Origin of the sequence: Flavobacterium sp. 9, assembly GCF_002754195.1 — a bacterium.
In the GTDB taxonomy this organism is placed as follows: domain Bacteria; phylum Bacteroidota; class Bacteroidia; order Flavobacteriales; family Flavobacteriaceae; genus Flavobacterium.
This window is the reverse complement of sequence record NZ_PEEU01000001.1, coordinates 395,754-421,291: the sequence shown is the minus strand read 5'-3', so window position 1 is coordinate 421,291 and position 25,538 is coordinate 395,754. Positions and strand designations below refer to the sequence as shown.

The 25,538-nt window shown below is 35.1% G+C and carries 14 protein-coding genes; all 14 read right to left on the bottom strand.

Features of this window, described 5'->3' with window-relative positions; translation table 11 throughout:
- Positions 1-77 precede the first annotated feature (77 nt).
- The 14 genes from CLU81_RS01520 to CLU81_RS01455 all read right to left on the bottom strand — a co-directional run bounded on the left by CLU81_RS01520 (position 78) and on the right by CLU81_RS01455 (position 25,535).
- Positions 78-1,490 (bottom strand): serine hydrolase, encoded by a 1,413-nt coding sequence (locus tag CLU81_RS01520; protein WP_099708212.1) that lies wholly within the window; start codon positions 1,488-1,490, stop codon positions 78-80.
- Between the two features lie 121 nt (positions 1,491-1,611).
- Positions 1,612-2,172 carry a DUF2911 domain-containing protein gene (locus CLU81_RS01515; protein WP_099708211.1) on the bottom strand — a complete coding sequence of 187 codons (561 nt, stop codon included), beginning with the start codon at positions 2,170-2,172 and terminating at the stop codon, positions 1,612-1,614.
- A 101-nt stretch (positions 2,173-2,273) separates the two neighbouring features.
- Positions 2,274-4,097, bottom strand: a complete 1,824-nt coding sequence (locus CLU81_RS01510; protein WP_099712637.1) for a glycoside hydrolase family 2 protein — start codon at positions 4,095-4,097, stop codon at positions 2,274-2,276.
- Between the two features lie 143 nt (positions 4,098-4,240).
- Positions 4,241-6,655, bottom strand: a complete 2,415-nt coding sequence (locus tag CLU81_RS01505) for a glycoside hydrolase family 2 protein (protein ID WP_099708210.1) — start codon at positions 6,653-6,655, stop codon at positions 4,241-4,243.
- A gap of 79 nt (positions 6,656-6,734) precedes the next feature.
- Positions 6,735-7,922 carry a glycoside hydrolase family 88 protein gene (locus CLU81_RS01500; RefSeq protein ID WP_099708209.1) on the bottom strand — a complete coding sequence of 396 codons (1,188 nt, stop codon included), beginning with the start codon at positions 7,920-7,922 and terminating at the stop codon, positions 6,735-6,737.
- Between the two features lie 271 nt (positions 7,923-8,193).
- Positions 8,194-9,705 (bottom strand): RagB/SusD family nutrient uptake outer membrane protein, encoded by a 1,512-nt coding sequence (locus tag CLU81_RS01495; RefSeq protein ID WP_099708208.1) that lies wholly within the window; start codon positions 9,703-9,705, stop codon positions 8,194-8,196.
- Between the two features lie 198 nt (positions 9,706-9,903).
- Entirely contained in the window at positions 9,904-12,906 is a 3,003-nt protein-coding gene (locus CLU81_RS01490; protein WP_099708207.1) for a TonB-dependent receptor, read from the bottom strand.
- 213 nt (positions 12,907-13,119) lie between these two features.
- Positions 13,120-17,211: a hybrid sensor histidine kinase/response regulator transcription factor gene (locus CLU81_RS01485; RefSeq protein WP_099708206.1), complete on the bottom strand. Its 4,092-nt coding sequence runs from the start codon at positions 17,209-17,211 to the stop codon at positions 13,120-13,122.
- A gap of 214 nt (positions 17,212-17,425) precedes the next feature.
- Entirely contained in the window at positions 17,426-19,063 is a 1,638-nt protein-coding gene (locus CLU81_RS01480; RefSeq protein ID WP_099708205.1) for a DUF4955 domain-containing protein, read from the bottom strand.
- 233 nt (positions 19,064-19,296) lie between these two features.
- Positions 19,297-20,670, bottom strand: coding sequence for an MFS transporter (locus CLU81_RS01475; RefSeq protein WP_099708204.1), 1,374 nt, complete (start codon positions 20,668-20,670; stop codon positions 19,297-19,299).
- Between the two features lie 287 nt (positions 20,671-20,957).
- Entirely contained in the window at positions 20,958-22,376 is a 1,419-nt protein-coding gene (uxaC, locus tag CLU81_RS01470; protein ID WP_099708203.1) for a glucuronate isomerase, read from the bottom strand.
- A 154-nt stretch (positions 22,377-22,530) separates the two neighbouring features.
- A complete protein-coding gene (gene uxuA / locus CLU81_RS01465) occupies positions 22,531-23,715 on the bottom strand; it encodes a mannonate dehydratase (protein WP_099708202.1) in 1,185 nt (394 codons plus the stop codon).
- Between the two features lie 329 nt (positions 23,716-24,044).
- Positions 24,045-24,857: an SDR family oxidoreductase gene (locus tag CLU81_RS01460; protein WP_099708201.1), complete on the bottom strand. Its 813-nt coding sequence runs from the start codon at positions 24,855-24,857 to the stop codon at positions 24,045-24,047.
- Between the two features lie 3 nt (positions 24,858-24,860).
- On the bottom strand, positions 24,861-25,535 hold the full coding sequence (locus CLU81_RS01455; protein WP_099708200.1) for a bifunctional 4-hydroxy-2-oxoglutarate aldolase/2-dehydro-3-deoxy-phosphogluconate aldolase: 675 nt from the start codon (positions 25,533-25,535) through the stop codon (positions 24,861-24,863).
- Positions 25,536-25,538: the final 3 nt, after the last annotated feature.

Genomic DNA, 25,538 nt, shown 5'->3' with positions numbered 1-25,538 from the left:
GGCTTTAAAATACAAGTATAAATGAAAAAAAGACTTTCAGAATGAAAGTCTTTTCTCTATAATCTTTTTTCTTTTCTCTAATTAGCTGCTTTTTTCACGTTAAACGAAGGCAATATATACTTTTGAATCAATTCATCACTTGGTGATTGCGAATTATAATTTCCACCGGTGATAACGGTGATCATATTTTGTTCTTCCCAAATATATATTTTTTGTCCGCCGTTTCCTTGCGCGGCTTTTCCGTTGTATTTTACACCGTCGACAGTCAGGAATTTTAGCCACCATAAATAGCCATAATTTACGCCTTGAACGACAGAATGTTTGGCAAGCGATTGTTCAACCCAATTTTTAGAAACGACTTGTTTGCCATTCCAAAGACCTTTATTCAGATACAGTAAACCAAATTTTGCCATATCACGAGAATTTAAATAAACCTGACAAAAAGTTTCGGCACTAGAAGCATCAGGTTTAAAATTCCATTTGAAATTCTTAATTCCAAGATCTTTAAACAGCGTTTGTTTGGCAAATTCAGGCAAAGGCATTTTTGTGGCTCTTTCGATAATTTTCCCCAACGTAATAGGATTTCCCGAGCAATACATTCCTTTTCCACCCGGAACATCAACCATTGGCAAATCAAGTGTAAATTGAACCCAATCATCAGAATTATTCATTGCCGTTTCATTTCCTTCCGCTTTAGGATTGCTCACATCACAATCAAGACCACTTTGATTCGTCAAAAGATTTTCAATTGTGATTTGTTTTTTATCGTCCGTAAGATTCTTAATCGTATAATCCGGAAAATAAGAAAGTACCGTTTCAGTTTTATCCTTAATTAATCCTTTATCAATCGCGATTCCGGTCAAAGCCGAAACAAAGCTTTTTGTAGCCGATCGAAGCTCGTGTAACTTAGCTTTATTATTGTCATAAAAGTATTCTTCAAACACTAATTTTCCGTCTTTAATAATCAAAACGCTGTGAACATTAGCATAAGTTCCGTCCACAATTTTCTGCATCATTTCGCTCAATAAAGTTTTATCTAAACCAGTATTGTCAAGCGTTCCGGTAACTAAACCGTCTAAATCTTTTTTAGGTTGTTGATACACATATTTATAATCCTTAGTAACATTTAATCTTGGATACCACATTTCTTTCGGAAAAACGACTTTTTTATTGAGTAATTTAAAAGTTTTTCCATCAGATGAATATCCATTAATTCCAGAAGACTGATCTCTAAGGAAAGTCACAGTTTCTTGAGACATATTCAAAAAAACATCTTTTTCAGAAGGTTTTAGAGCATATTTACTGTCATTGATAATTGCAAACAAAATCGTGTCTTTGGGCGAAGCAGCGATTTGCAAAGTGGTATTATTTTTATATTCATAAACACCTTCATACTCCTTTAATTGTTCATAGGTAATTTTAAACTTTTGCTGAGAATTTCCGTAATAAAGAGGCAACAAAAGAAGCAACAGTAAATAAGTTTTTTTCATTCTTTTGGTTTTTTTTGGTTAGTTTATTGGTTATGTCATAGTTAACAGAATTAAAGATATAAAAAAAGAGACACTTAATTAAAAAATTAGTGTCTCTTTAGATATGTTTTAGAAATTTCAATTATTTGATTGTAATCGGCACTTCAACAGTTGTTTTATCCCATCCTATTACAAGATTTGCAACAGAACCCTGAGTTGTAAATGCAATTGATAAAGCTTCAACCACATTAGATATTGACTTAACCGGAACAGTTACTTTAGCAATATCTTTACTTTCGTCATAGGCATAAGCGCCCCACATATCAAGCTCTTTATTGATGATAATCGTCCATTTGTCTTTTTCAGGAATAGCAAATAAGCTATAAGTTCCGGCAGGAATATTTGTACCGCCAATAGAAACCGCTTTGTAAAATTTGATTTCAGTATTCTCGTTTGCACCAACGCGCCAAACTTCACCATATTTAATTAAATCTCCAAAAATCACACGCCCTTTAACCGAAGGTCTTGAATAGATAACTCTAACAACAGGCGATGGATTATCTGTTTTTTTGAACTTAACAGCTTTATTTGGAAAATAAGAAATATCAACCGGACTTGCGTCAAGCGGAGCAAATTTAACATCTTGTGCATTGACAGAAAAAGCAGTCAATAAGATAATTATCAATAAATTAAAATTTTTCATAGTTGTAAATGATTTATTATAGTTTACACAAAGTAAGTTAATAATGAAGAAAAATCATATAAGTTATAACCTGTTTTTTGTTAATGAATTGGTAATAGTTATTAGTTTTGCTCTTTTTTCTTTTTGTCGTACCAATTTTGCATAATATAAAAAGCTTTCTTTTTTTGACCGTCATTTGAGATCAGACCTTTTCGGTTATATTCGTCCTGAATTCCGGGAAGAAGCCTTCTCGGAGATCTGAAATCTACCAGAATCCACGGACTTAAACCGCTAAGATGAGGTATTTTTTCAATCATCTTCAAATTCTGAATGTACAAGTATTCCTGAAATTCTTCTGTCCAGCGCTCATTTTTTTCTCCGTGTAACCCTGCTTTGGCATCGCCTCCAAATTCTGAAACAATAACTGGTTTATTATATTTAGTTTTCCAGAATATTTTCTCAGCATCTTCAAGCTTTCCGCCGTACCATCCTAAATATTGATTGAAAGCAATAATGTCCAGATAATCACCAATTGCATCATTGATAGTTCCAAATCCTGCGCTGTCACTTTGCGTCAATAAAGCCGCACTGATTAATCTTGTATTGTCTAAAGATTTGGTATGATCGACTAAATTTTTAATAAAAGCATTTCTAGCATCAGATATTGGAGTTTCATTTGCCATTGACCAGATAATAATACAAGCTCTGTTTTTATCTCTCGTAATTGCTGCTGTCAATTGATCTTCAGCATTTTTATAAGTAGCTTCTCTTGTAAATTCAACCGTCCAATAAACCGGAATTTCCTCCCAAACCATCAATCCCATTTTATCAGCCGTTCTGATAATGTTTTCGTTATGCGGATAATGCGCCAAACGAACATAATTACAACCCAATTCTTTAGCCCAGTTTAGTAAACGCAAAGCATCTTCTTCAGAATTTGCACGTCCGCCTTTTGCATTTTCTTCGTGAATTGAAATTCCACGTAAGAAGATTGGTTTCCCATTCAATAAAATTTTGTCTTCCTGAGTTTCGATAGTTCTGAAACCAATATTATCCTTTAATTTTTCTCCGTTATAATCAATAGTTACATCATATAATTTTGGATTTTCAGGAGCCCAATAAGAGATCTTTTTCGCCGAAATTTCAAAGTTTACAATTCCATCAGCACCAACTTTTCCTTTGTAATTAATTTTTAATTCAGGAATAGAAACCGTTACGACATTCAATGCAGAATTAGAATTATTGATTTTTACAAAACCAGAAATCAAACCTGAACTCCCTTTTTTAAGCTGAATATTATAATCCTCAACAAACGATTCATTTTCTTCAATTAAAGTCACATCGCGGGTGATTCCGCCATAATTCCACCAATCCGTATTAATCGTCGGAACATCTTCTTTATGTCTTGTATTATCTACCTTAATAACCAGATAATTATCTTTTGGTTTTACAATCGAAGTAACTTCATAATTAAAAGGCGTAAAACCACCAATATGAGTTCCAAGTTTTTTCCCATTCAAATAAACATCAGCCTTATAATTAATCGCTCCCAAATAAACAAAAAGACGTTTTTTAGCTTTCAAATCATAGTCAAAAGATTTCTTGAACCAAACATTTCCTTCATAATATTTAAGTTCCGGAACTTGCGAAGTCCAATCCCCCGGAATATTTATTTTCGGAGATTTATCAAAATCATATTCCACTAATTCCTGCTTGTTTACCGCATGATAATTATTGAAATAAGCAGCATTTGATGGTTTTGCCTGTTTATCATATTCATCGTGGTGAAAGCTGTAAAATCCCGTTTCGTAAGGATCAACAATATAATTCCAAACCCCGTTTAAAGAAGTTGTATGTCGATTTGGAACATTAGAAATCAGACTTTGATTTTGCGCAAATCCAAAAAGGGATAAAGCGAGGAATAATGTGGTTATTAGTTTTTTCATTAGTAAAATTGTTTTTGTTGTATTATATAAATTTGGGACGTTTTTAACCGCAAAGTCCGCGAAGATTTTACGCAAAGTCCGCAAAGTTTAAAAAAAGCTTTGCGAACTTTGCGTTTTTCACTTGGCGCTCTTTGCGGTTAAATTTATTGTTCAATCTTCAAATATTCCCCTTTAAAACTCTGATTCAAAGCAGTCATTTCAATCGGAACACCAGAACCATCCGGAACAACTTCAATCGAAGCCTTTCCATTTGCCATTTTTATCGATTCACTTCCGGTTGGAGTACCTTGATTTTTCATGGTTTTTCCACCTTTCAAGCATTGAAAATAAACACTTTCTTCATAATCCAGACAACGCAAATTACCATTATCAATCGCAATTGCTGTAACCAGATAATTACCACTTTTTAATTTTTGAGATGATAATTGTAAAGAAGTCGCCGTATCATTTTTCTTAAAACGATAATTAACTTTCAAAGTATCCGAAACTTTTTTGCCATCTTTAGTCTCACCAACGGCGATTAACGTATTTTCTCCCTTTAAAAAATTCACGTCCCAAGTTAAACCATTTGCAGGATATAGAGAAAGATTTCTTTGTTTTTCTCCAAGAGATTTTCCTTCATGATAAAGCGTAACCTTCTCACAATTACTGAAAACGCTCAAAGTTCTTGGAGTATTCTCAGGTCCTTGGCGCTCCGTCCAGGTATGCGATTCGATGTAAGTAAAAGGCTCCTTGCTCCAATAACTTTTAAAAACATAATAAGCATCTTTCGGATTTCCGTTTCGATCCACAAGCCCTTTTTGATTCATATACGGAATATCATCTTCGGGACGCAATGGCGTTGCAAAATCCTTAAACGCCCACTGAATGTTACCCACAAACATCGGGTCGTTCTCGGATATATGCAAATGCCAATCGAATAAATCAACGATATAATTCTCGCTCCAATCGCCAATTTGCGCAATATTTGCCACTTTGGTTTGAACAATTGCTTCTTCCCAACCTTCAGCTTTTATGATGTTTTCTCCCGTAACAGGATTTTCGCTGTGACGCCCAACGTGACTATCACCGCCATATTCGGCATGAATAAAATGTTTGTATTCTTTTTTGTAAACATCAATTGCTTTTTGGTAGCTTTTATAACTTCCGGAATACCAGCCAGACCAAATAGAAGGAGAGAATACATCGACAATTTGCGAACCTTCATAATACTTTCTAATTGCTGTTTTTCGGCTTGGATCCATTTTGTGTGCGATATTGTTTAGTTCCGTCAAGAACACATTCGTCTTTTCCGTATTATCACCGTCAGGAAAATCAGGAAGCCAATTCATTTCATTTCCAAGGGACCAAATAATAATACTTGGATGATTGTAATTTTGATTGATGATTTCGACCAACATATTTTTAGTATTTGTTTGCCAAAGTTCATCACCAATTCCCCCGCGACACCAAGGCAATTCATCCCAAACCAAAAGACCAAGTTCATCACAAGCTTTATAAATTTCAGGATCTTGCGGATAATGTGCCAAGCGAACAAAATTTGCGCCCATACTTTTTATAGATTCCATATCGGCGCGGTGTTGTGCATTGCTCATTGCAGCGCCAACTCCCGCTTGTTCTTCATGTCTGTGTGTACCACGAATGAGTAATCTTTTTCCGTTAAGGAAAAATGGACCATGATCTTTAAACTCAAACCATCTAAAACCTACTTTTTCGGTAATACTATCTTTAATTTGTTTTTTCTCCGATAAGAAAGCAGTAACTGAATATAGATTTGGTTTCTCAGTATCCCAAAGTTCCAGATTTTTGATGTTTTCGAATTTAATAGTTGAAGTTTTATCCGAAACAGAAATCGTTTTACTGGCTACTTTTTTTCCTTTAGGATTTTTCAGAATTACTGTTAATGATAAAGCAGTATTTTCAGGATTCACAACAGAAGCCAGAATATTTACCGAAGCCGTTTTTGCAGAAACCTGAGGCGTTGTAATCTTCAGATTATCGATATGATTTTTATATTGAGAAACGAACCAAACATCCCTTGTGACTCCGCCATAAATAAAGAAATCACTTTTTTGAGACGGAATAATTTCGATATCATAACTATTGTCAACGCGAACAAAAATATCGTTGTTTCCTTCGTTAATGAAATTTGTAATATCAATAGTAAAACCAATATAACCACCAATATGTCCGCCGGCTTCTTTACCGTTTACATATACTTTGGTCGTTACATTCGATCCTTCAAAATAGAGAGAATAACGTTGGTTTTTATCAATTTTCGGAATATTTAATTGCTTAGAATACCAGCTTGCATCGCGTCTGTAACCCGGATTTAAATCTGTTGCATCTTCGGCATTCCAAGTGTGAGGTAAATTTAAAGAAGCCCAGTTTGTGGCCTTTTTTGCTTCGTTAAGGCTTGAAGTATTATTTTCTAAATAATGCCAATTGTCATTGATATTCATTTTTGTCTGAGCAAAAATGCTGCTCAGACAAATTTGAAAAAAAAACAAAAGCGCAAAAGTATAAAATGTATTGTAGTGGTACGGTAGTTTTTTCATTACTTTTTTTTAGGTTCAAAGGCTCAGAGTAACAAAGGTTCAAAGGTGTAAAGGCTAAAAACCTCAGTATCTTAGTTCCTTAGTTTCTCAGTCCCTTTTTTCTCAATATTGCTTCCAGAAAATAATAATCGGCATAGATAATAGGTTCGTCAATTTCGTCATGTTTTGGCCAGTTTCCGGTGCTGTGATCCAGAATAAAAGGCGCTTTTATATCGGCAGTCAAAACATATTTATCAGAACTTAAAGAGTTGATTATTTTATCGGCAAAAACCAAATAACTTTTATTATTAGTATAGCTGTAAAGTTCATATAAAGCCGAAGCCATAACAGCCGCAGCAGAAGCATCACGTGGCGCATTTGGAATACTTGGATCTTTAAAATCCCAATACGGAATTCCATCTTCCGGCAGGTTTTTATTAGTCATAAAAAATTTCGCAGTTGCTTCGGCTTGTTTTAAATAAGCAGGATCTTTGGTATATCTGTACGACATTGTAAAACCATAAACTGCCCAACCTTGTCCACGTGCCCAAACCGAATCATCATTATAACCCTGAAGCGTTGTTTTCTTTCTCACAGCTCCCGTTTTTGGATCATAATCGATTACGTGATAACAGCTATTATCTTCTCTAAACTGGTTTTTTAATGTAGTATTGGCGTGTTTTACAGCAATATCATGATACTTTTGATTTCCGGATAATTTTGAAGCTTCAAAAAGCAATTCCAGATTCATCATATTGTCTATGATAACCGGATAATCCCAGATCTCTTTATTAAAATCCCAAGATCGAATTGAACCTACTTTTGCATCAAAACGTGTACATAATGTTTCGGCACCTTTAATGATAACGTCTTTGTATTCTTGCTTGTTTTCCACTTTTAGCGCTTCACCAAAACTGCAAAACACTTTGAAACCAACGTCGTGCGAATTACTATTTACACTTTCTTTTTTGCTAAAAGGAGTCCATTTTTCAGCTTGTGTTTTATATTTATCATCGCCTGTAAGACGGTATAATTGCCATAAGTTTCCGGCAAAAAATCCGCTTGTCCAGTCTCTCGAAGGAACTTTTTTGATCAAATTGCTTTTAATCGTCATACTTCTTGGCATCGACATAGAATCAACCGGATAATCCAGTAACATTTTGTATCTGTTTTCCAGAAGACTATTCGTTGTCGTGGTAACTTTTGTTGAAGAATTAATTCCGGATTTGCACGCTGTTGTCAGCAGTGCAAACCCAAGAATTAAAGAAATGAAACTAACTTTATTCATACTTACTAATTAATCTAATGTTGTTGTTTTGAATTAAAAATTGAGAATTAAAAATTAAAAATTTGTGATGGTTTTGTCGTTTTGACCAAAGGGAGAAATCACACACGAAACTCCGCCTGCTAAATAGCCAATCTTTGTCGAGCTACTTGTGGAGATTTCTCCTCCGTCGAAATGACAAAAATGTGGATAAAATCTGCATGAAAAACTAAACACATAGCTATTACGCTTTCCAAGATTTTTAATTTTTAATTCTAAATTTTTAATTAATCTTTTAATAACCCGGATTATTCGGTTTTAAATTAGGATTGATCGCCAATTCAGTTCCCGGCAACGGAAATAAATAATCTTTATTAGGATTAAAATTTGCGTGCGGTTCTAATCCAGCTGGACCAAAAACTTCAGGTCCGTTTTGCAATCTTTTGATGTCGTACCATCTGATATATTCAAAAGCAAATTCTAATCTTCTTTCGTCAATAACCATTTTTCTAAAATCAGATTGTGACATTCCAGCCGTTACATTTGCAGGAAATGAAACCTGTTTCCCGGCTTTATTTCTCGCTCTTGCGCGCACTCGGTTTACATAACCATCAGCTTCGGCAGTTCCTGGAGTGATTTCGTTTAGAGCTTCAGCAGCGGTTAACAATACTTCTGCAAAACGCATCGTGATATAATTGTGCTGAGAAGTTCTTCCGTTTGCGCCCGCTTTACCTGGAAAACGATAGTATTTTGCAATATGCGGACGTGGCGCTTTTTCATTATCACTCGAAGGGAAAATCTTTAATTCGCCACCTACTTTTTTTCTAATAATAGTATCAAAACTCACAGCACGTCTGTAATCTCTTTGATCCCAAGTATTAAAGGCTTTTAAAGAAGGAACAGCAACCGAAAATCCTTGTCCGTAACTATAACTTTCGTCTTTAAGAGAACCAGTAAAAAATGCAGTATAATCTTGTCCGTAGTTTCCTGATACTAAGTTATTAAAATCAATTGTAAACAAAGGTTCTTTTAGCGAAGCTGTTTTTGTAGCATTAAATAAATCCTGAAAATCTGCGTCTAATCCCAAACCAAATTTAGCTTCGTTTGTGATAACGTATTTTGCTTCATCATAAGCTTTTTGGTAGTTTTTCAAAGTCAAATAAACCGATGCTAAATAACCTGCTGCAGTACCTTTTCCCGGAACAGCTTTTACTTTTGGTTTATCATCCAGCCATTTTTTTGCAAATTCTAAATCAGAAATAATTTTAAGATAAACATCAGCTTCTTTAGTTCTTTTTAGAGAATTTACCTGAGAAACATCGTTCACAATAAAATCAATATAAGGAACATCACCAAAGATTCTCACCAAATGATAATAAGTAAAAGCTCTCGCAAAATAAGCCTGAGCTACAATTGCGTTTACTTTTGCAGGATCTCCGGGAGTTTTTTTAGCGCCTTCGATTGCCTGATTTGCAGCAGTAATAATTACATACGATTGAGGCCAAAAGTTAGCAACAAGCGCATTAGTATCATTCATATTCATATCATTGACATCGATTCTGGCAGCCTGAGTGGTTCTGTCGCCAATATCAGCCATATCGTCGCGAAGCATTAACGCAATCGTAAATTCTCTTCCCCAATAATTATTGTGGGCAATATTGGCAAAACTTCCGTTTACAGCAGCTTGTAAGTCATCTGTATTCTTAAAAAAGTTTTCAGGACGAATAATTCCAACCGGATGTTCTTCAAGATCAGAACAGCCCAAAGTCATTATTCCAAAACAAAATAAAGCTATATATTTTTTCATGTTATTATTTTTTAGGTATTTGGTGTAATAATTCTAACACATAGAAGCATAGCTTTTAGGAATGCTAAATAAGGCGTTTCACTTGCATTAATCATCATAGCATTTTGCGTATAACTATGTGTGAAAACTAGTTTTTTAAATTTCCTCTTTTTGACAAAGGAAAATCTATGTTTCTATGTGTTTAAGATCATTTTCAAACTAAAATTTTAAATTAAATCCAAAAGTGAAAGTTCTCACATTTGGGTAACTTCCGTACTCTAAACCTAAGTTCGTGTTACTTCTCGCATTAGTATCATTCAGGTAATTTCCTTCAGGATCAGAACCCGGATAATCTGTAATTGTCCAAAGATTTTGCGCACTGATGTAGAAACGAACTTTACTCAATCCAATTTTCGAAACCACTTTTTCATCTAAACTATATCCTATAGAAACATTTTTCAAACGGATATAACTTCCATCATACACAAATCTTGACGTAACCCTTTTTGTTCTTGCAGCATTTGCCGGAACATTTGTATCCGTGTGCGTTGGCGTCCAAGCGTCTAAAACTTCTGTAGTTGCATTGTTGTTTCCAGAAGCCAATTCCATCAAAGTATAATTCAGGATTTGGTTTCCTTCAGAACCTTGGAAGAAAATATTTAAATCAAGATTTTTATAAGTGAAATCATTGTTTAAACCAAAGATGAAATCAGGATTTGGATTACCAATAATCGTTTTATCATTAGAATCTAATTTTCCGTTACCATCGACATCTCTGAATTTTTCCCCACCAGCAACAGTTTCAAAGTTCCCCGGAAGAACCGCTTCACCTTGCTGAATTACACCATCATAAATAAATCCGAAGAAAGCACCAACTGGCTGACCAACTCTCAAAATCTGAGAATCTGTTGCAAGGAAATGTCCAGGCGTTGAGTTGATTAAAAGATCTTTATTATCGGCTAGTTTTAATACTTTGTTTTTGTTTGAAGAGATGTTGAAACTTGTTGACCAAGTGAAATCAGCACCAATAAAGTTTTTAGAATTAATACCCAATTCCCAACCTTTATTTTCTAATTCTCCAACGTTTTGAAGCTGAGAAGCAATTCCTGAAACTCCCGGTAAAGGTCTGTTAAACAACAAATCTTTGGTAATTGTTTTGTAATAATCTGCCGTAAGACTTACTCTGTTATCAAACAAACCTAAATCAATTCCGTAATCTTGCTGATAAGACGTTTCCCATTTTAAGTTCGGATTATTCAATGAAGTCAATTGAACCGCATTTACAATTACGTCACCGCTTACATCATAAATTTCAGAGAATCTCGACAAAGTAGAGTAGGCGCCAATCGATGGATTTCCGGTTGCACCATAACTCGCTCTCAATTTAAGATTCGAAATAGTTTTGTTGTCTTTTAGGAAATTTTCTTTACCAATATTCCAACCAATTGCTCCAGAAGGGAAAGTTCCGTATTTATAGTTTTCACTAAAGCTTGAAGAACCGTCACGACGCGCTGTAAACGTAAATAAATATTTATCGTCATAATCAAAATTCAACCTTCCAAAAGCCGAAATTAATTCTGTTTCAGATAAATTAGAATCCGGTTTTAAGAATACAGTTCCTGCACCTAAATTGCGATATGAATTTGTATTCGTCAAAAATCCTCTTGAAGCAGCATAAGAACTTTCGTTTTTATTCTTTTGATACGAATATCCTCCAAGAACCGTCAGGATTCCTCTGGCAATAATTTCCTTTTTATACGTAAGATAATTTTCCGTCAAGAACGAAGAAAATCTCGTATTGTTTACAGAAGCTTCTCCTTTGATATTTTTTCCGGCAATTAAAGTTGAAGGAATAAATCGACCCGTTTGAGAATTATTATCGGTTAAACCTAAAGTGGTTTTAAAATCTAAATCCTTAGTGATTTTATATTGTGCAAAGAAATTTGATCTGTTTACGATAGAAACCGTTTCCAGAATATTTTCCATTGCAGTTGCGTATGGATTATCAATATCGTCCCCAATTGGAGCCGTTGTCGTATAAGTTCCGTCAGTGTTATAAATTCCTTTATCAGGCATAAATCTATACGCCGCCGCAATTACACCCGCTGCACCAGTTCCTCCGGCGCCGGTTTGGCTAATGATTCCGTCTTTGTTTTGCTTACTTTGAAATAAATTCAAACCAACTTTAAAACGATCAGACAAATCAGCTTCAAGATTACTTACAATCGTGTATTTGTCAATACCTGAATTAATTACAACCCCGTTTTGATTAAAATAGTTTCCGGAAACATAATATCTCACATTCTCAGAACCACCGGAAAACGAAAGCGAAGTATTCGAAACCATTCCTTCACGATAAATTACATCTTGCCAATCTGTGTTTGCTCCGCCCGAAGTATGCGTTGTAAAACTTTTTCTATACGCCACAAATTGATCTCCGTCTAATAAATCCAATTTATGATTTACAGATTGTACCGAAGTTGAATTACTGAATTCGATAACCGGTTTTCCAGGTTTTCCTTTTTTGGTTGTAACCATAATAACCCCGTTTGAACCTCTCGATCCGTAAATTGCAGTTGCAGATGCATCTTTAAGAACCTCGATAGAAGCAATATCCTGAGGTGCCGGCATTGCAACGCCCGCAAAACCATCGACAACAATAAGTGCATCACCACTTGCATTGATCGAAGTTCCGCCACGAACCCTGATTTTTACCGGAGCGCCCGGTTCGCCACCATTATTAGATTGTACAGAAACCCCCGCTGCACGACCTTGCAAAGCTTGCTCTGCATTTAATAATGGATAAGCCGTAAGTTCTTTTGCCGTAACCGAAGATACAGATCCCGTGATATCACTCTTTTTACGCGTACCATAACCTACAACAATTACTTCGTCAAGGTTTTTAGTATCCGGTTTTAAGCTTATGTTCACGACAGTTTTATTGCCTACAGGAACTTCTACAGTTTGATATCCTACGAAGTTAAAAACTAAAACAGCATTTTTTTCAGATATAAAAACGCTATAATTTCCGTCCATATCCGCAGTTGCGCCGACAGACGAGCCTTTAACATATACATTGGCACCAGGAAGTCCGAGTAAATCCTCGCTCGAAGTAACTTTTCCGGTCACTTTTCTTTCCTGTGCTTCTACAATAATACTTCCCAGTAAAAAGACTACCAGAAAGCACCATTTAAGCGACTTAATTTTTTGGTTTGTAAACATTCATTTGTTGGTTTAAGGTTAATGTTAGATAAAATAAAAAAGCAATAAACTCATTCCTATTATCAGCGCCACAAACAGAATTTGAAGCAATACGAATTTTGTTTTTTTGAATTTCATATGGCAAATGTATATTTCGAAAACGATATAGAAATACAAAAAAGGGTATCTAAAAATACAGATACCCTTTTTTAAGCCTTGAAAACATTGGATTTTTTAAAATACCGACATTGGTTTCGAAAATTTGTCAGCAAATTGTGATGGAGTTTCTCCATATTTTTTTTGGAAACATTTGCTAAAGTATTTCGGGTTGTTAAAACCAACTTTATAACTTACTTCAGAGACGTTCAATTTGTTTTGTTCTAATAATTGAGCCGCACGTTTTAATCTTATTTCATGAATAAATTCGTTTGGCGTATAATTCGTCCAGGCTTTAATTTTTAAGAATAACATCGTACGACTTACACCTAATTCCGAACAGAAAAACGGAATATCAAATAATTCGTTTGAGATATTATCTTCTACAATCTTAAAAGCTTTTTTCAATAGTTCTTCATCCAAAGACGAAACCGTGATTTCCGACGGAACAAAACTGTCTTCACTTGAAAATTTAAGTTTCAACCTTTCGGCAGAATTCAATAAGTTTTTAACGCGAAGTTTAAATTCCATTAAATTAAAAGGCTTACTGATATAATCATCGGCGCCACTTTCAAGACCTTCAAATTTATAGACCAATGAAGATCTCGAAGTCAATAAAATTACCGGAATATGACTCGTTTTAATGTTTTCTTTTATCAGAGAACAAAGTTTTGTTCCCACCATTTCAGGCATAATAACATCGCTGATAATTAAATTCGGCATAAATTGTAATGCTTTTTCTAATGCTACTTTTCCGTTTTCAGCTTCAATAATATTGTATTCTTTTTTGAGTAAGTTTTTCATAAAAGTTCTCAAAACCTTATGATCTTCAACAATCAGAATTGTTTGTTTTTCGGCATTAACAACAAGATCATCAATGTCTTCATGATTTGTTATTTCAGGAGTTTCCAGTTGAGCCGTATATTGCGCAATATCATCACTGATTTTAAAATCCTGTATAATTTCGCTGTCCAAAAGATGCGCGCGACCCAACGGAAGCGTTACTTTAAAAATAACACCTTCAGGCTTTTTATTAATCACATCGATGCTTCCTTTATGAAGTTTTACGATATTTTTGACGATAGATAAACCAATTCCGGTTCCTTTATTATAATTCTTCTGAACGTTATTGTGCAGCGGAACTTCAAAGAATAAATCAAAAATTTTATCGATATGTTCTTCCGCAATTCCAACTCCTGAATCTTCTACATTTATAAAAAGATTTTCGTGATCGTGATTTATTTTGATGTTGATATTTCCGCCTTTTGGAGTATATCTAAAAGCGTTTGAAATCAAATTATAAAAAACACGTTCTAATTTATAGCGATCAAAATAAACCAGTATTTCCTCTTCTGATGATTCAAAAGTATACGTATAACCGCCATCTTTGGCATATTCGATAAAAGACAAAAAGATTTCTTTAGTGAATTTTACAATATTTCCGTTAGCAGATTCCAGCGCAACCTGATCGTTTTCGAGTTTCCTAAAATCCATCAAACGATTAATCAGACTCAAAAGATGATTCGCACTTCCTTCAATAACCAACAGCTTTTTGTACATTTCGTTAGTTCCGTTATAATCGGCTAAAATCTGTTGTAACGGACCTAAAATCAAAGTCAAAGGCGTTCTGAATTCATGCGAAATATTGGTAAAAAAGTCCAATTTTGCCCTGTTATTTTCTTCGATACGTTTTGTTTCAAGATATTCTAATTCCAGTTTTTGTTTCAGACTTGCTTTCGATTTCATAATCCAAATTAAACCATATAATCCCAAACCTATTACAATTCCGTAGAACAAAAATGCCCAAATACTGCGCCACGGAGCAGGTTTTACAATCACTGTCAAAGTTGTAGGAACCTTATTCCAAACACCGTCGTTGTTGGCGCCTTTTACCTCAAAAGTGTAAGTTCCCGGATTCTGAATTGCAAATATTGCTTCCGTATTTTTGGTCGTTGTCCAGTTGTTTTCCAATCCTGTCAAACGGTAACTGTATTGATTATTTTTTGATCGAATGTAATTTGGAATCGCAAAATTGATCGAGAAATTAGATTTGTCATAATCCAGCGTAATCGTTTTGGTATAACCAATGCTTTCCTCCAGAATTCCAGTCGTATCGTTGGCGCGTACCGTTTGATTTTTAATCTTCAAATCAGTGATTAAAACCTGTGGTGCGTATTGATTTAGAGATATTTTCTTGGCATCAAAATAAGTTGCTCCAGATGGACTTCCGAAATAAAATTTATTCGAATCTAATTTTAAAGCCGCATTATCATTGAATTCATTGCTTGCCAAACCATCTTTCTGATCATAAAGTATAATCGTTTTTTGAGTCGTACTGTATTTTATAATTCCCTGATTGGTACTAATCCAAAGCTTTTTTTCGGCATCTTCAAGAATTGAATGAATCGAAGTAATAATTGTGTTTCCAACTTTTAGATTGATTTTGTTGAATTTTTTTCCATCAAAATAATGCAATCCTTTCGCTTTAGTTCCAACCCAAACCTTATTTTGACTGTCCTTAAACAAAGTCAGAATATCATCGCCGGACAAAGCCGAAGCATCAAAAAAGTAATGTTTTATCGTATAATTATTGTGCTGAAAATCTTTTAACGAAATACAATTAAGTCCGTTTTGAGTTCCAATCCAAAGTTTGTCTTTGTCTACCAAAATAGTTCGAACTATATTATTCGTCAGAAAATTGGCAGAAGTTGGATCATTTCCAATAACCTGAAAAGTCTTAGAAATAGTATTATACCGAATCAAACCTTTGCCAAAAGTTCCAATCCATAAAACGCCGTTTCCTTCAGTTTTAAGAGAATAAACGCCGCTTTCTTTCAATAAATCACTTAGATCTTTTGCAATTCGGTTGTCTTCGATTCTTTTAGAAATCACATTGTAAGCCGATAATCCTTTAGAAAAAGTCCCGATCCAGAGAATATTATCTTCAGAAAGACACATTGATTTAATGTCATTTTTGTTCGTCTGATTCGTTTTGCTATTTATGTAACTTATCGCTTCAGTATTTTTGTTATAAATCGTAATTCCGCCGCCTTCAGTTCCAAAATATACATTCTGATTTTTGTCGGCAATAATAGAACTCACGACATCAAAACTCATCGGAATCTTTTTGGAATTCTGATTATAGTTTGAAAAATTCACATTGGATACATCCCAAATATTCACGCCTTTGTAATAACAGCCAATCCAAACCGAACCTTTTTTATCAATAAATACCGATTTTACTTTGTCAATTCCGCTGTTATTAGTGCTATTATTTATTTTTTGAATGCTTTTGTCTTTTCCTAAAATATAGATTCCGTCATAAGCTCCAACCCACAAAGAACCTTGATTATCAAATGCCAAAGCGCGAATATCAGTGCTAATTTCTTTATAATTAGAATCAGATAAAAAAGAAACAAATTTGTTCGCCGATTGATCAAATTTCAGAAGTCCTTTGTTTTTACTTCCAATCCATAAATTTCCTATATTATCTTCCTTAATCGACTGAATATTTAGGAGATCAGTAGCATTTAGCGGATAGTTTTTAAAAGAAAATTTATCGTTTTTTCGGCTTGAAAGTTGACATAAACCTTTAGTAGTTCCAATCCAGATTTCTCCTTTTTTAGATTTTACGATACTGGTAATATTATTACTCGGCAAAGTCGTATTATCTGTATCTGAATGAAAAACAGAAGTAAACAATCCCGTTTTTTTATTATAAATCGACAATCCTTTTGATGTTCCAAACCACATTTCGCCGCCAATTTCCTTGATTGCCCAAATAGCATTTCCGCTTATCGTGTGATTGGTTTTGTTATGCAGATATCTTTTAAAAGTATTCGTAACAGGATTATAACAATTAAGTCCGTTGTAAGTTCCAACCCATAATTGTCCTAAATTATCTTCTTCAATCGATAAAATATCATTGTTGCTAATCGAGGTTTTATCTGTAACATCGTTTCTAAAAACCGTGAATCTGCTTCCGTCATATTTATTGAGTCCGTCGCGCGTACCAAACCACATTTGCCCAAATTTATCCTGATGAATAGCAATAACAGAACTCTGCGAAAGCCCGTCAGTAGTGGAGATATTTTTTAGCCGATATTTATTTTGGGAAAATGCATTCCCCGAAACAAATAGTAAAACCAGAAAAGCAATTTTATATTTCATAGCTTTTTTTTAGGTGCAAAGGTTCAGAGTTGCAAAGTTTTTTTTCTCATTTTATGTCATTTCGACGAAGGAGAAATCTCCACAAGTAACTCCGCAACGAGAATCCAATCTTTGTAGAGCTTCTCGTGGAGATTTCTCCTTCGTCGAAATGACAAACAGTACGCTAAATAATTACTTTAAAAAAACTTAGCGACTTAGCGTCTTTGCGAGATTATCATTTCAACCGCTTTTTTAATTGATAATCATACAACGAAGGAACTTTATCGATCGCCGTATTTAAAAACTCAATATAAGCGTCAGGTTCATATTTTACTTCGAATTTAGCATTTCCATTCACGCCGATAATTCGTGCAAAAGGACCATCTTTCATTCCGTAAAGTAAAACAGGTTTTGTATTATCAGATTGTTTTTCAACCTGAACATTAAGATTCCAGAAAGTACTGAAAGGTCCGTGAGACGGTTTCCAATAATCAGCACCGCCACCGCCAAATAAGGCGTAACTATTATTTTTATCCGGCGTAAAATGCACGGTAATATTGTCGAATAAATTTTGATGATTTGCGCCCGAATGTTGATCTAAAACCGGATCCGCAAATATTTCACAATTTTGGTACACATTTTTAGTTGCAAAAGTGTTGAAACTTAGCGGATGAACAGCTTTATTATAAATCTTTAGATTCTTAACCAAAACATTGTGAACACCGCCCAAAGTAACCGTATAATGCGCCATATGATTTCCATCAGTCACGATATCCTGAATTGTTACGTTCGAAATTTCTTCGCCCAAAATTCCGCTGTCAGCATTGGTTATCGTAACATCTTTGACCCAACTATTAAAAACACGTGTTAGAAATATGGCATTATTTCCCGGTTCAACATGATGCGCGACTCTTGGAATATCTGGAAAAGTAAAACGAATATGTTCAATTCCAACTTCGTTTAAATGTTTCCATTCAACCAATTGTGCCTGATAACTTGGTTTTATCGCAATTGTCAAAGGTGTTTTGATAGTAATTTTAGAACCTGAAATTTTGGTAATTTCAACTTGTTGTCTCACGATTGGAAGTTTTGGAAATTTCCAATGATGAGAACCCGGTTTTACATTGGCGCCTTTATATAGATCTTTGATGATTTCGCCATTTTCACCATCTTTATTAAACAATTGAAGTTCTACAATATCGCCAACTTTTAAATCTTTAATTTCCGAAACTGTAATTATATGTTCGCCCATATTTCCCGCGCTTACTTTGGCAAGAATATTTGGTACAGGTTCGTATTTATCCAAATAAGATTTTACACGTTCACCCGGAATCTGAGTCCAGATAAAACCGCCAGACCAAGCATATTGAGAAAAAGGCAAATCGATATTGTTTTCAGGTTCGCGTTGTCTTTTATCAAATGTGGTTAGATATTCTCTCAATTCAGCTAACGATTCCGGATTTTGGAGATACATCATTGGTCTTGGAAAATAAATTTCAGTTCCATTTTCGCCAGAACCAGTTCCGCGAAGTACAAAATTGCTTCTTTCGATATATATAATATCACTCAGAATAACTCTTCCGGCAGGCAATTGCAAAATCACATTTCCTTCGACTGCATTTGCTGCTTTTACAGCTTTCAATAAAGTTTTAGAATCATCTAAACCATCATTAGCTTTTACGCCAAAATCTACAGCATTTATAATCTTTCCGTTAGTTTCAGGAAGTTGGCTTTCGCCGAAATGATATCCCGCATAACTAAAATCAGGAAGATAATTGGTAACAGGTTTTTGCGTAAGAATCTTAGGCAATTCCTGCCCAATAATATTCATACTAATGAAAAGGCTATAGATAAAAAGGGCTTGACGTTTCATGTTTGAGTTTTTTAAGAGAGATAAATGGGCCACGGATTTGGCGGGTTGAACGGGTTGACACGGATTTTTTTAATCTTTATCAAAGGTTTCGCGCAATACTGTCATTGCGAGGAACGAAGCAACCTCATTTGCTAAATCAAACTTTGTGTCTTATTGTTAGTGTGACTGCTTCGTTCCTCGCAATGACAACCAGCGCAAACCCGTTTAATCCGCCAAATCCGTGGGTAAATCCATTACAAATCAGTAATCAGTTTATATTTAGGAACCAATGTTTTCATAATGCTCCAAGCCAATAAATAAGCCAAAGCGCAAAGCACAAACATGATTGTATATCCAGTTTCGATATGACCTAAGCCTTCGTAATAATCAAATAAAGCGCCGCCTAATTTTGACACCAAAACACCGCCAAGTCCGCCCGCCATTCCGCCAATTCCAATAATAGAACCGATTGCTTTTTTTGGAAACATGTCTGAAACTGTGGTGAAAATATTAGCCGACCAAGCTTGATGTGCCGAAGCTCCAACGCCAATTAATAGCACCGGAATCCAAAAACTGATATAACCCAAAGGCTGCGCAAAAAGCACAAACAAAGGGAAAAGCGCAATAATAAGCATCGCTTTCATTCTGGCTTCATAAGGATTGTGACCTTTGTTGATGAAATACATCGGAAAATATCCGCCGTAAATACTACCAACCATTGTCATGCTATATAAGACGGCTAACGGAATCGTAATTTCGGTTTTTTCCATCCCAAATTGTGCTTCAAGATACTTTGGCAACCAGAACAAAAAGAACCACCAAATTCCATCTGTCAGGAATTTTCCAATGGCAAAAGCCCAGGTTTGTTTATAGCTTAAAAGTTTAAGCCAAGAGATTTTTTCCGGTTTTGAATTTTCTGTTGAACTTTCTTCAATAGTTTCTTCTTCACAGATATAAGCAAGTTCTGAAGCCGACATTCTTTTTTGGTTTCTTGGTTTTTCATACAAAACATACCAGAAAAACATCCATATAAAACCAATTGCTCCAATGATGATAAAAGCCATTTGCCAACCCCAATGTACCGCAATCCAAGGCACAGTTAATGGCGCTAGAATTGCCCCAACATTTGAACCCGAATTAAAGATTCCGGTTGCAAGAGAACGTTCTTTTTTAGGGAAGTATTCGGCAGTAGCTTTTATGGCAGCGGGAAAATTTCCTGATTCTCCAAAGCCCAGAAAAGCCCTCGAAATCATGAAACCGGCAATAGAAACCGGAACGGCTCCAATGCCAACCCAAACTAATAAGTTGTTAAAAGTACTTCCAATCGGGATTGCGTAAGCGTGCATAATCGCACCAATCGACCAGATGAAAATGGCTAGAATATAACCCAATTTTGTACCTAATTTGTCAATTAATCGTCCTGCAAATAACATCGAAAGCGCATAAACAAACTGAAAAACAGCTGTTATATTGGCATAATCGGTATTACTCCAGTTAAATTCTTCAGAAAGGCTGGGAGCCAGTAAACTCAAGACTTGTCGGTCCAGATAATTAACTGTAGTAGCAAAGAAAAGTAGCCCGCAGATGGTCCAGCGGTACCTTCCGATTGATTCGGTTTTGATAGTCATGATAGTTAGTTAAGAGCATTTTGTTTTTAAATGGTAAAAGTTTGGGGTGGTTATAAAAAAGCAGTTTTCTGAACTTTTTTCCTCAAACGGTAATCTTTATTTTTTAGCTTGTTGGGCTTAATTTTTTAAACACATAGAAACATAGATTTAAAATTATATTTTAGAATGTTTTTAAGAAATCATAATTTCTTCACATAGTACTATGCGTTTTATTTTAAGTGAAACGACTTTTTCATAAACCACATCCTATGTTTCTATGTGTTTAAAGAATGTTTCAATATGGTTGTTTATTCTTTTTCAGAAAAATTAAAATAACGTTCAGCATTCTCGCTGCTGATATTTTTAACCAATTCACCAATCAAATTAATATCATTTGGCAATTGACCATTTTCGACTTCATTTCCTAAAATATTGCATAAAATTCGGCGGAAATATTCATGACGCGGAAACGATAAAAAACTTCTGGAATCCGTAACCATACCCACAAATCGGCTTAATAAACCAAAATTCGAAAGCACATTTAGTTGTTTTTCCATTCCGTCTTTTTGGTCTAAAAACCACCACGCGGCACCGTATTGCATTTTCCCCGGAATCAGATCATCATTAAAATTCACAGCCATAGAAGCAAAAACTTCATTATCACGCGGATTCAAATTATAGACAATAGTTTTTGTCAATCCATTTGCAGAATTTAATTTATCAAAGAAACCGCTCATATTATCAGCCATATTCAAATCGCCAATCGAGTCAAATCCCTGATCTGGACCAAGCAATTGCATCATTTTGCTATTATTATTTCTGATCGCACCTACGTGAAATTGTTGCGCCCAAGATCTTTTATGATTCATCAAAGCAATCTCAAAAAGTACAGCCGATTTGAATTTTTCGATTTCAATCACACTTAATTCAGAAACATTTAAACCTTTTTTAAAGATTGATTCTATTTCAGACTCAGTATAAGTTGACGCATAAAATTTAATATGTCCGTGATCCGAAATTCGACCACCCATTTCATGAAAAAAGTCATGTCTTAAGGCGATCGCTTTTATAAAGTCAGCATAATCTTTTATAGAAAAACCAACAACAGTTTCCAGTTTCTGAACCCAGTTTACAAAGAGTTGTCCTTTTTCAATTTCAGTCGCTTTATCTGGTCTGAAAGATGGTAAAACTGAAATTTCGAATTCATCGTCACGAAGTTTTTGATGAAATTGTAAATCATCAGTAGGATCATCTGTCGTCCCTACAACTTTGACATTCATTCTTCTAAGTAAATTTTTGACACTGAATTCAGGCTTTTTCAGCAATTCATTACAAGTATCATAAATTTCTTTTGCCGTTTCTTTATTCAATAATAAATCAATTCCAAAATAACGTTTCAATTCCAAATGCGACCAATGATATAAAGGATTTCGCAAAGTATGAGGCAGAGTTTCAGCCCATTTCTCAAACTTCTCAAAATCTGAAGCATCTCCCGTAATGTATTTTTCAGAAATTCCATTAGCGCGCATCGCCCTCCATTTATAATGATCGCCTTCAATCCAAATCTCTGTAATAGTCCTAAACTGACGATCTTCGGCAATATCTTTTGAAGACAAATGACAATGATAATCTATGATAGGTTGTGCTTTTGCAAAGTTGTGATACAAGGAAACCGCTGTTTTATTATACAGCAGAAAATCCTCAGTAATAAATTTATTTTCAGACATAAAATATTTTTTTGAGCACTATATAGAAATATTTGAACACGAATTTCACAGATTTGCACAAATTCTAATGATTAACTTAGTTTGTGAAATTAGTTACACGAACAGAATTAGTGATAATTCGTGCAATTCGTGTTAATATCCCGACAACAGTATTTTATAAGCTTTTTTTAATTCCCATTTCAAGACCTCTTAACTCAGCCAAACCTCTCAAACGTCCAATTGCCGAATATCCCGGATTTGTCTTTTTGTTCAAATCGTCCAACATTTGATGGCCGTGATCAGGACGCATTGGCAACGAACTATTATTTCTTTTTTCGACTTCGATAATCGCTTTTACAACTTCATACATATCAACATCGCCTTCAAGATGATTCGCTTCGTAAAAACTTCCTTCTTCGTCTCTTTCCGTACTTCTCAGGTGAATAAAGTTCATTTTATCGCCGTGACGCCTTACAATTCCCGGTAAATCATTATCAGCTCTTACGCCGTATGAACCCGTACACATCGTAAATCCGTTCGATTTTGAATCGGCAGCAGCCATTAATTCTATTAAATCTTCCTCAGTACTAACAACTCTTGGCAAACCCAAAATAGGGTAGGGCGGATCGTCAGGATGAATCGCCATCAAAACGCCTTTGCTTTCTGCAACCGGAATAATTTCTTTTAAAAAGAAGAAAAGATTTTGCTTCAAAGTCGCTCTGTCAATATGATTGTATCCGCTCAAAGTCACCAGAAAATCTTCAACCGAATACGCTTCTTCAGCACCCGGAAGTCCTGCCAGAATATTTTGCTGTAACTTCACTTTATCGGCTTCAGTCATGGCTTCAAAATAGCTTTTAGCCTTTTGAATTTGCGTTTGAGAATATTCATTTTCGGCTCTCGGTCTTTTCAAAATATACAATTCAAAAGCTGCAAATGCATTAATATCAAAGCGTAAAGCTTTTGAACCATCAGCAACTTCATAAGCCAAATCAGTTCTGGACCAATCAAGAACCGGCATGAAATTATAGCAAACGCATTTGATTCCGCACAAAGCCAGATTCCGAATACTTTCTTTATAATTTTCGATGTATTCCAGATAATTTCCCGTTTGTTTTTTGATGTCTTCATGAACCGGAATACTTTCTACAACCGACCATACTAAACCCGAAGCGCCTTTTTTAGGATCTCCGTTTTCATGTTCAATTTCAACTTTTCGCTTAATAATTTCATCAATACTCCAAACTTCTCCATTCGGAATATGATGCAATGCCGTTACGATTCCGGTTGCGCCCGTTTGCAGAATATCTTGTAAAGAAACAGGATCATTTGGTCCGAACCATCTTAATGTTTGTTCCATCTTTTGACTTATTTTTTGTGTTGCAAGGTTTTGAGAACCTTATAAATATTATTTTTATTAATAATTTTTTGGAGCTAATCCCGCTATCCGTTGCAATCTTTTATTTTTTTAAAGAAAAAAAATAAAAGGATTTCCACTTCTATCGGGGCTAGGACATTCATTTTCATAAGAACCATTTTCTTATTTTATGCCCTTTTTCATTCTGTCAAGAACGTTCTTAATTTTTCACAATCCCTTTGCGATCTCAAAGCAAAGCGACATAAAAACAAGCTTTGCAAACTTTGCGTAAACCTTCGCGAACTTTGCGGTAAATGTCATAGCAAAAAAAACTAAATACTTGATGCCGAAAACCCTCCATCAACTTTAATAATAGTTCCCGTCACAAATTTTGACATATCGCTGCATAAAAATAAAAGAGCACCGTCAATATCCTCAGGTTTTCCAAATCTTCCCATCGGAGTATGATCGATTATTTTTTCGCCTCGAGGCGTCAATTTTCCTTCCGGAGTCAATAATAAAGCTCTGTTTTGTTCCCCAATAAAAAAGCCCGGAGAAATAGCATTTACCCGAATTCCTTCTCCATATTTCGAAGCCAACTCAACCGACATCCATTGCGTGAAATTATCAATAGCCGCTTTTGAAGCCGAATATCCAACAACTCTCGTCAAAGGTCTTTGCGCTGATGCCGATGAAATATTGATGATGATTCCCTGTTTTTGCTTAGCAAAAAGTTCCGAGAATACTTGCGATGGCAACATTGTACCAATAATATTAAGATCAACAACTTTTTGCAAATCATCGACTTGCATATCATAAAATGCCTGATCCGGACTTATTGTTGCTCCGGGCATATTTCCGCCAGCAGCATTGATTAAAATATCCAGCCGACCATATTTTTCTACGATAAAATCTTTGGCTTTCTCAAGTTCTTCCTGATTTAAAACATTCGCCTGAATCGCAAAAGCTTGTCCGCCATTATTTTCAATTGCTTCTACGGTTTTATTGGCTTTTTCAATCGATTGAGAAACAATTCCGGTGATAACGCCTTGTTTGGCCAAAACATTAGCAAAATTGCTTCCCAATACTCCGGCACCGCCAGTTATAAGAGCAATTTTGCCTTTTAGATTAAATATTGAATCCATATATTAGTTTACTAATTGTTTTTGTATGATCTGTACGATCTCAATAGCTTTTTTAACTTCATTTCCGATTAAATTAAAATCGCCTTCCTCCATTCGTTTTTTACTAATCAGTTTGCTTCCTAACCCCACAGCCGAAGCTCCTGCCGAAAACCAACTATTAATGCTTGTATGAGTAGTGTCTACACCGCCGGTTACCATAAAAATTAGAGAAGGAAAAACATCTTTAATGCTGCTTAAAAACTCAGGCCCCAATATATTTCCCGGGAAAAGTTTGATGAATTTTATTCCGGCATTTTCAGCAGCGATAATTTCTGTTGGCGTCATACAGCCCGGCGCATATAATATTTCTTTGCTTTTCAAGAAATCTGAAACCTCAGGAACAAAACCCGGACTTATGAAAAAATCAGCTCCAACGGCATGAAATTCCTTTGCCTGATCCAGATTTTTTATAGTACCTATTCCTAATAACATTTCAGGCATTTCGGTATTTCTCACAGCAACCATTTTCTCGAAATTCGCCAATGCTTGCGAACCTCTATTGGTATATTCTACAGATCTGATTCCAACTCTGTAAAGAGAACGTAAAACTTCAATACTAATATTTTCATCAGTATTAAAATACAAAGGCAAAATCCCTTGTTCCGAAATAATATCAATCGTGTTTTGAATTGTTTTCATGAC

Bases quoted from the DNA above. Each gene is read 5' to 3' on its own strand.
- CLU81_RS01520 (WP_099708212.1), bottom strand. From the start codon at position 1,490: ATGAAAAAAACTTATTTACTGTTGCTTCTTTTGTTGCCTCTTTATTAC.
- CLU81_RS01515 (WP_099708211.1), bottom strand. From the start codon at position 2,172: ATGAAAAATTTTAATTTATTGATAATTATCTTATTGACTGCTTTTTCT.
- CLU81_RS01510 (WP_099712637.1), bottom strand. From the start codon at position 4,097: ATGAAAAAACTAATAACCACATTATTCCTCGCTTTATCCCTTTTTGGA.
- CLU81_RS01505 (WP_099708210.1), bottom strand. From the start codon at position 6,655: ATGAAAAAACTACCGTACCACTACAATACATTTTATACTTTTGCGCTT.
- CLU81_RS01500 (WP_099708209.1), bottom strand. From the start codon at position 7,922: ATGAATAAAGTTAGTTTCATTTCTTTAATTCTTGGGTTTGCACTGCTG.
- CLU81_RS01495 (WP_099708208.1), bottom strand. From the start codon at position 9,705: ATGAAAAAATATATAGCTTTATTTTGTTTTGGAATAATGACTTTGGGC.
- CLU81_RS01490 (WP_099708207.1), bottom strand. From the start codon at position 12,906: ATGTTTACAAACCAAAAAATTAAGTCGCTTAAATGGTGCTTTCTGGTA.
- CLU81_RS01485 (WP_099708206.1), bottom strand. From the start codon at position 17,211: ATGAAATATAAAATTGCTTTTCTGGTTTTACTATTTGTTTCGGGGAAT.
- CLU81_RS01480 (WP_099708205.1), bottom strand. From the start codon at position 19,063: ATGAAACGTCAAGCCCTTTTTATCTATAGCCTTTTCATTAGTATGAAT.
- CLU81_RS01475 (WP_099708204.1), bottom strand. From the start codon at position 20,670: ATGACTATCAAAACCGAATCAATCGGAAGGTACCGCTGGACCATCTGC.
- uxaC (WP_099708203.1), bottom strand. From the start codon at position 22,376: ATGTCTGAAAATAAATTTATTACTGAGGATTTTCTGCTGTATAATAAA.
- uxuA (WP_099708202.1), bottom strand. From the start codon at position 23,715: ATGGAACAAACATTAAGATGGTTCGGACCAAATGATCCTGTTTCTTTA.
- CLU81_RS01460 (WP_099708201.1), bottom strand. From the start codon at position 24,857: ATGGATTCAATATTTAATCTAAAAGGCAAAATTGCTCTTATAACTGGC.
- CLU81_RS01455 (WP_099708200.1), bottom strand. From the start codon at position 25,535: ATGAAAACAATTCAAAACACGATTGATATTATTTCGGAACAAGGGATT.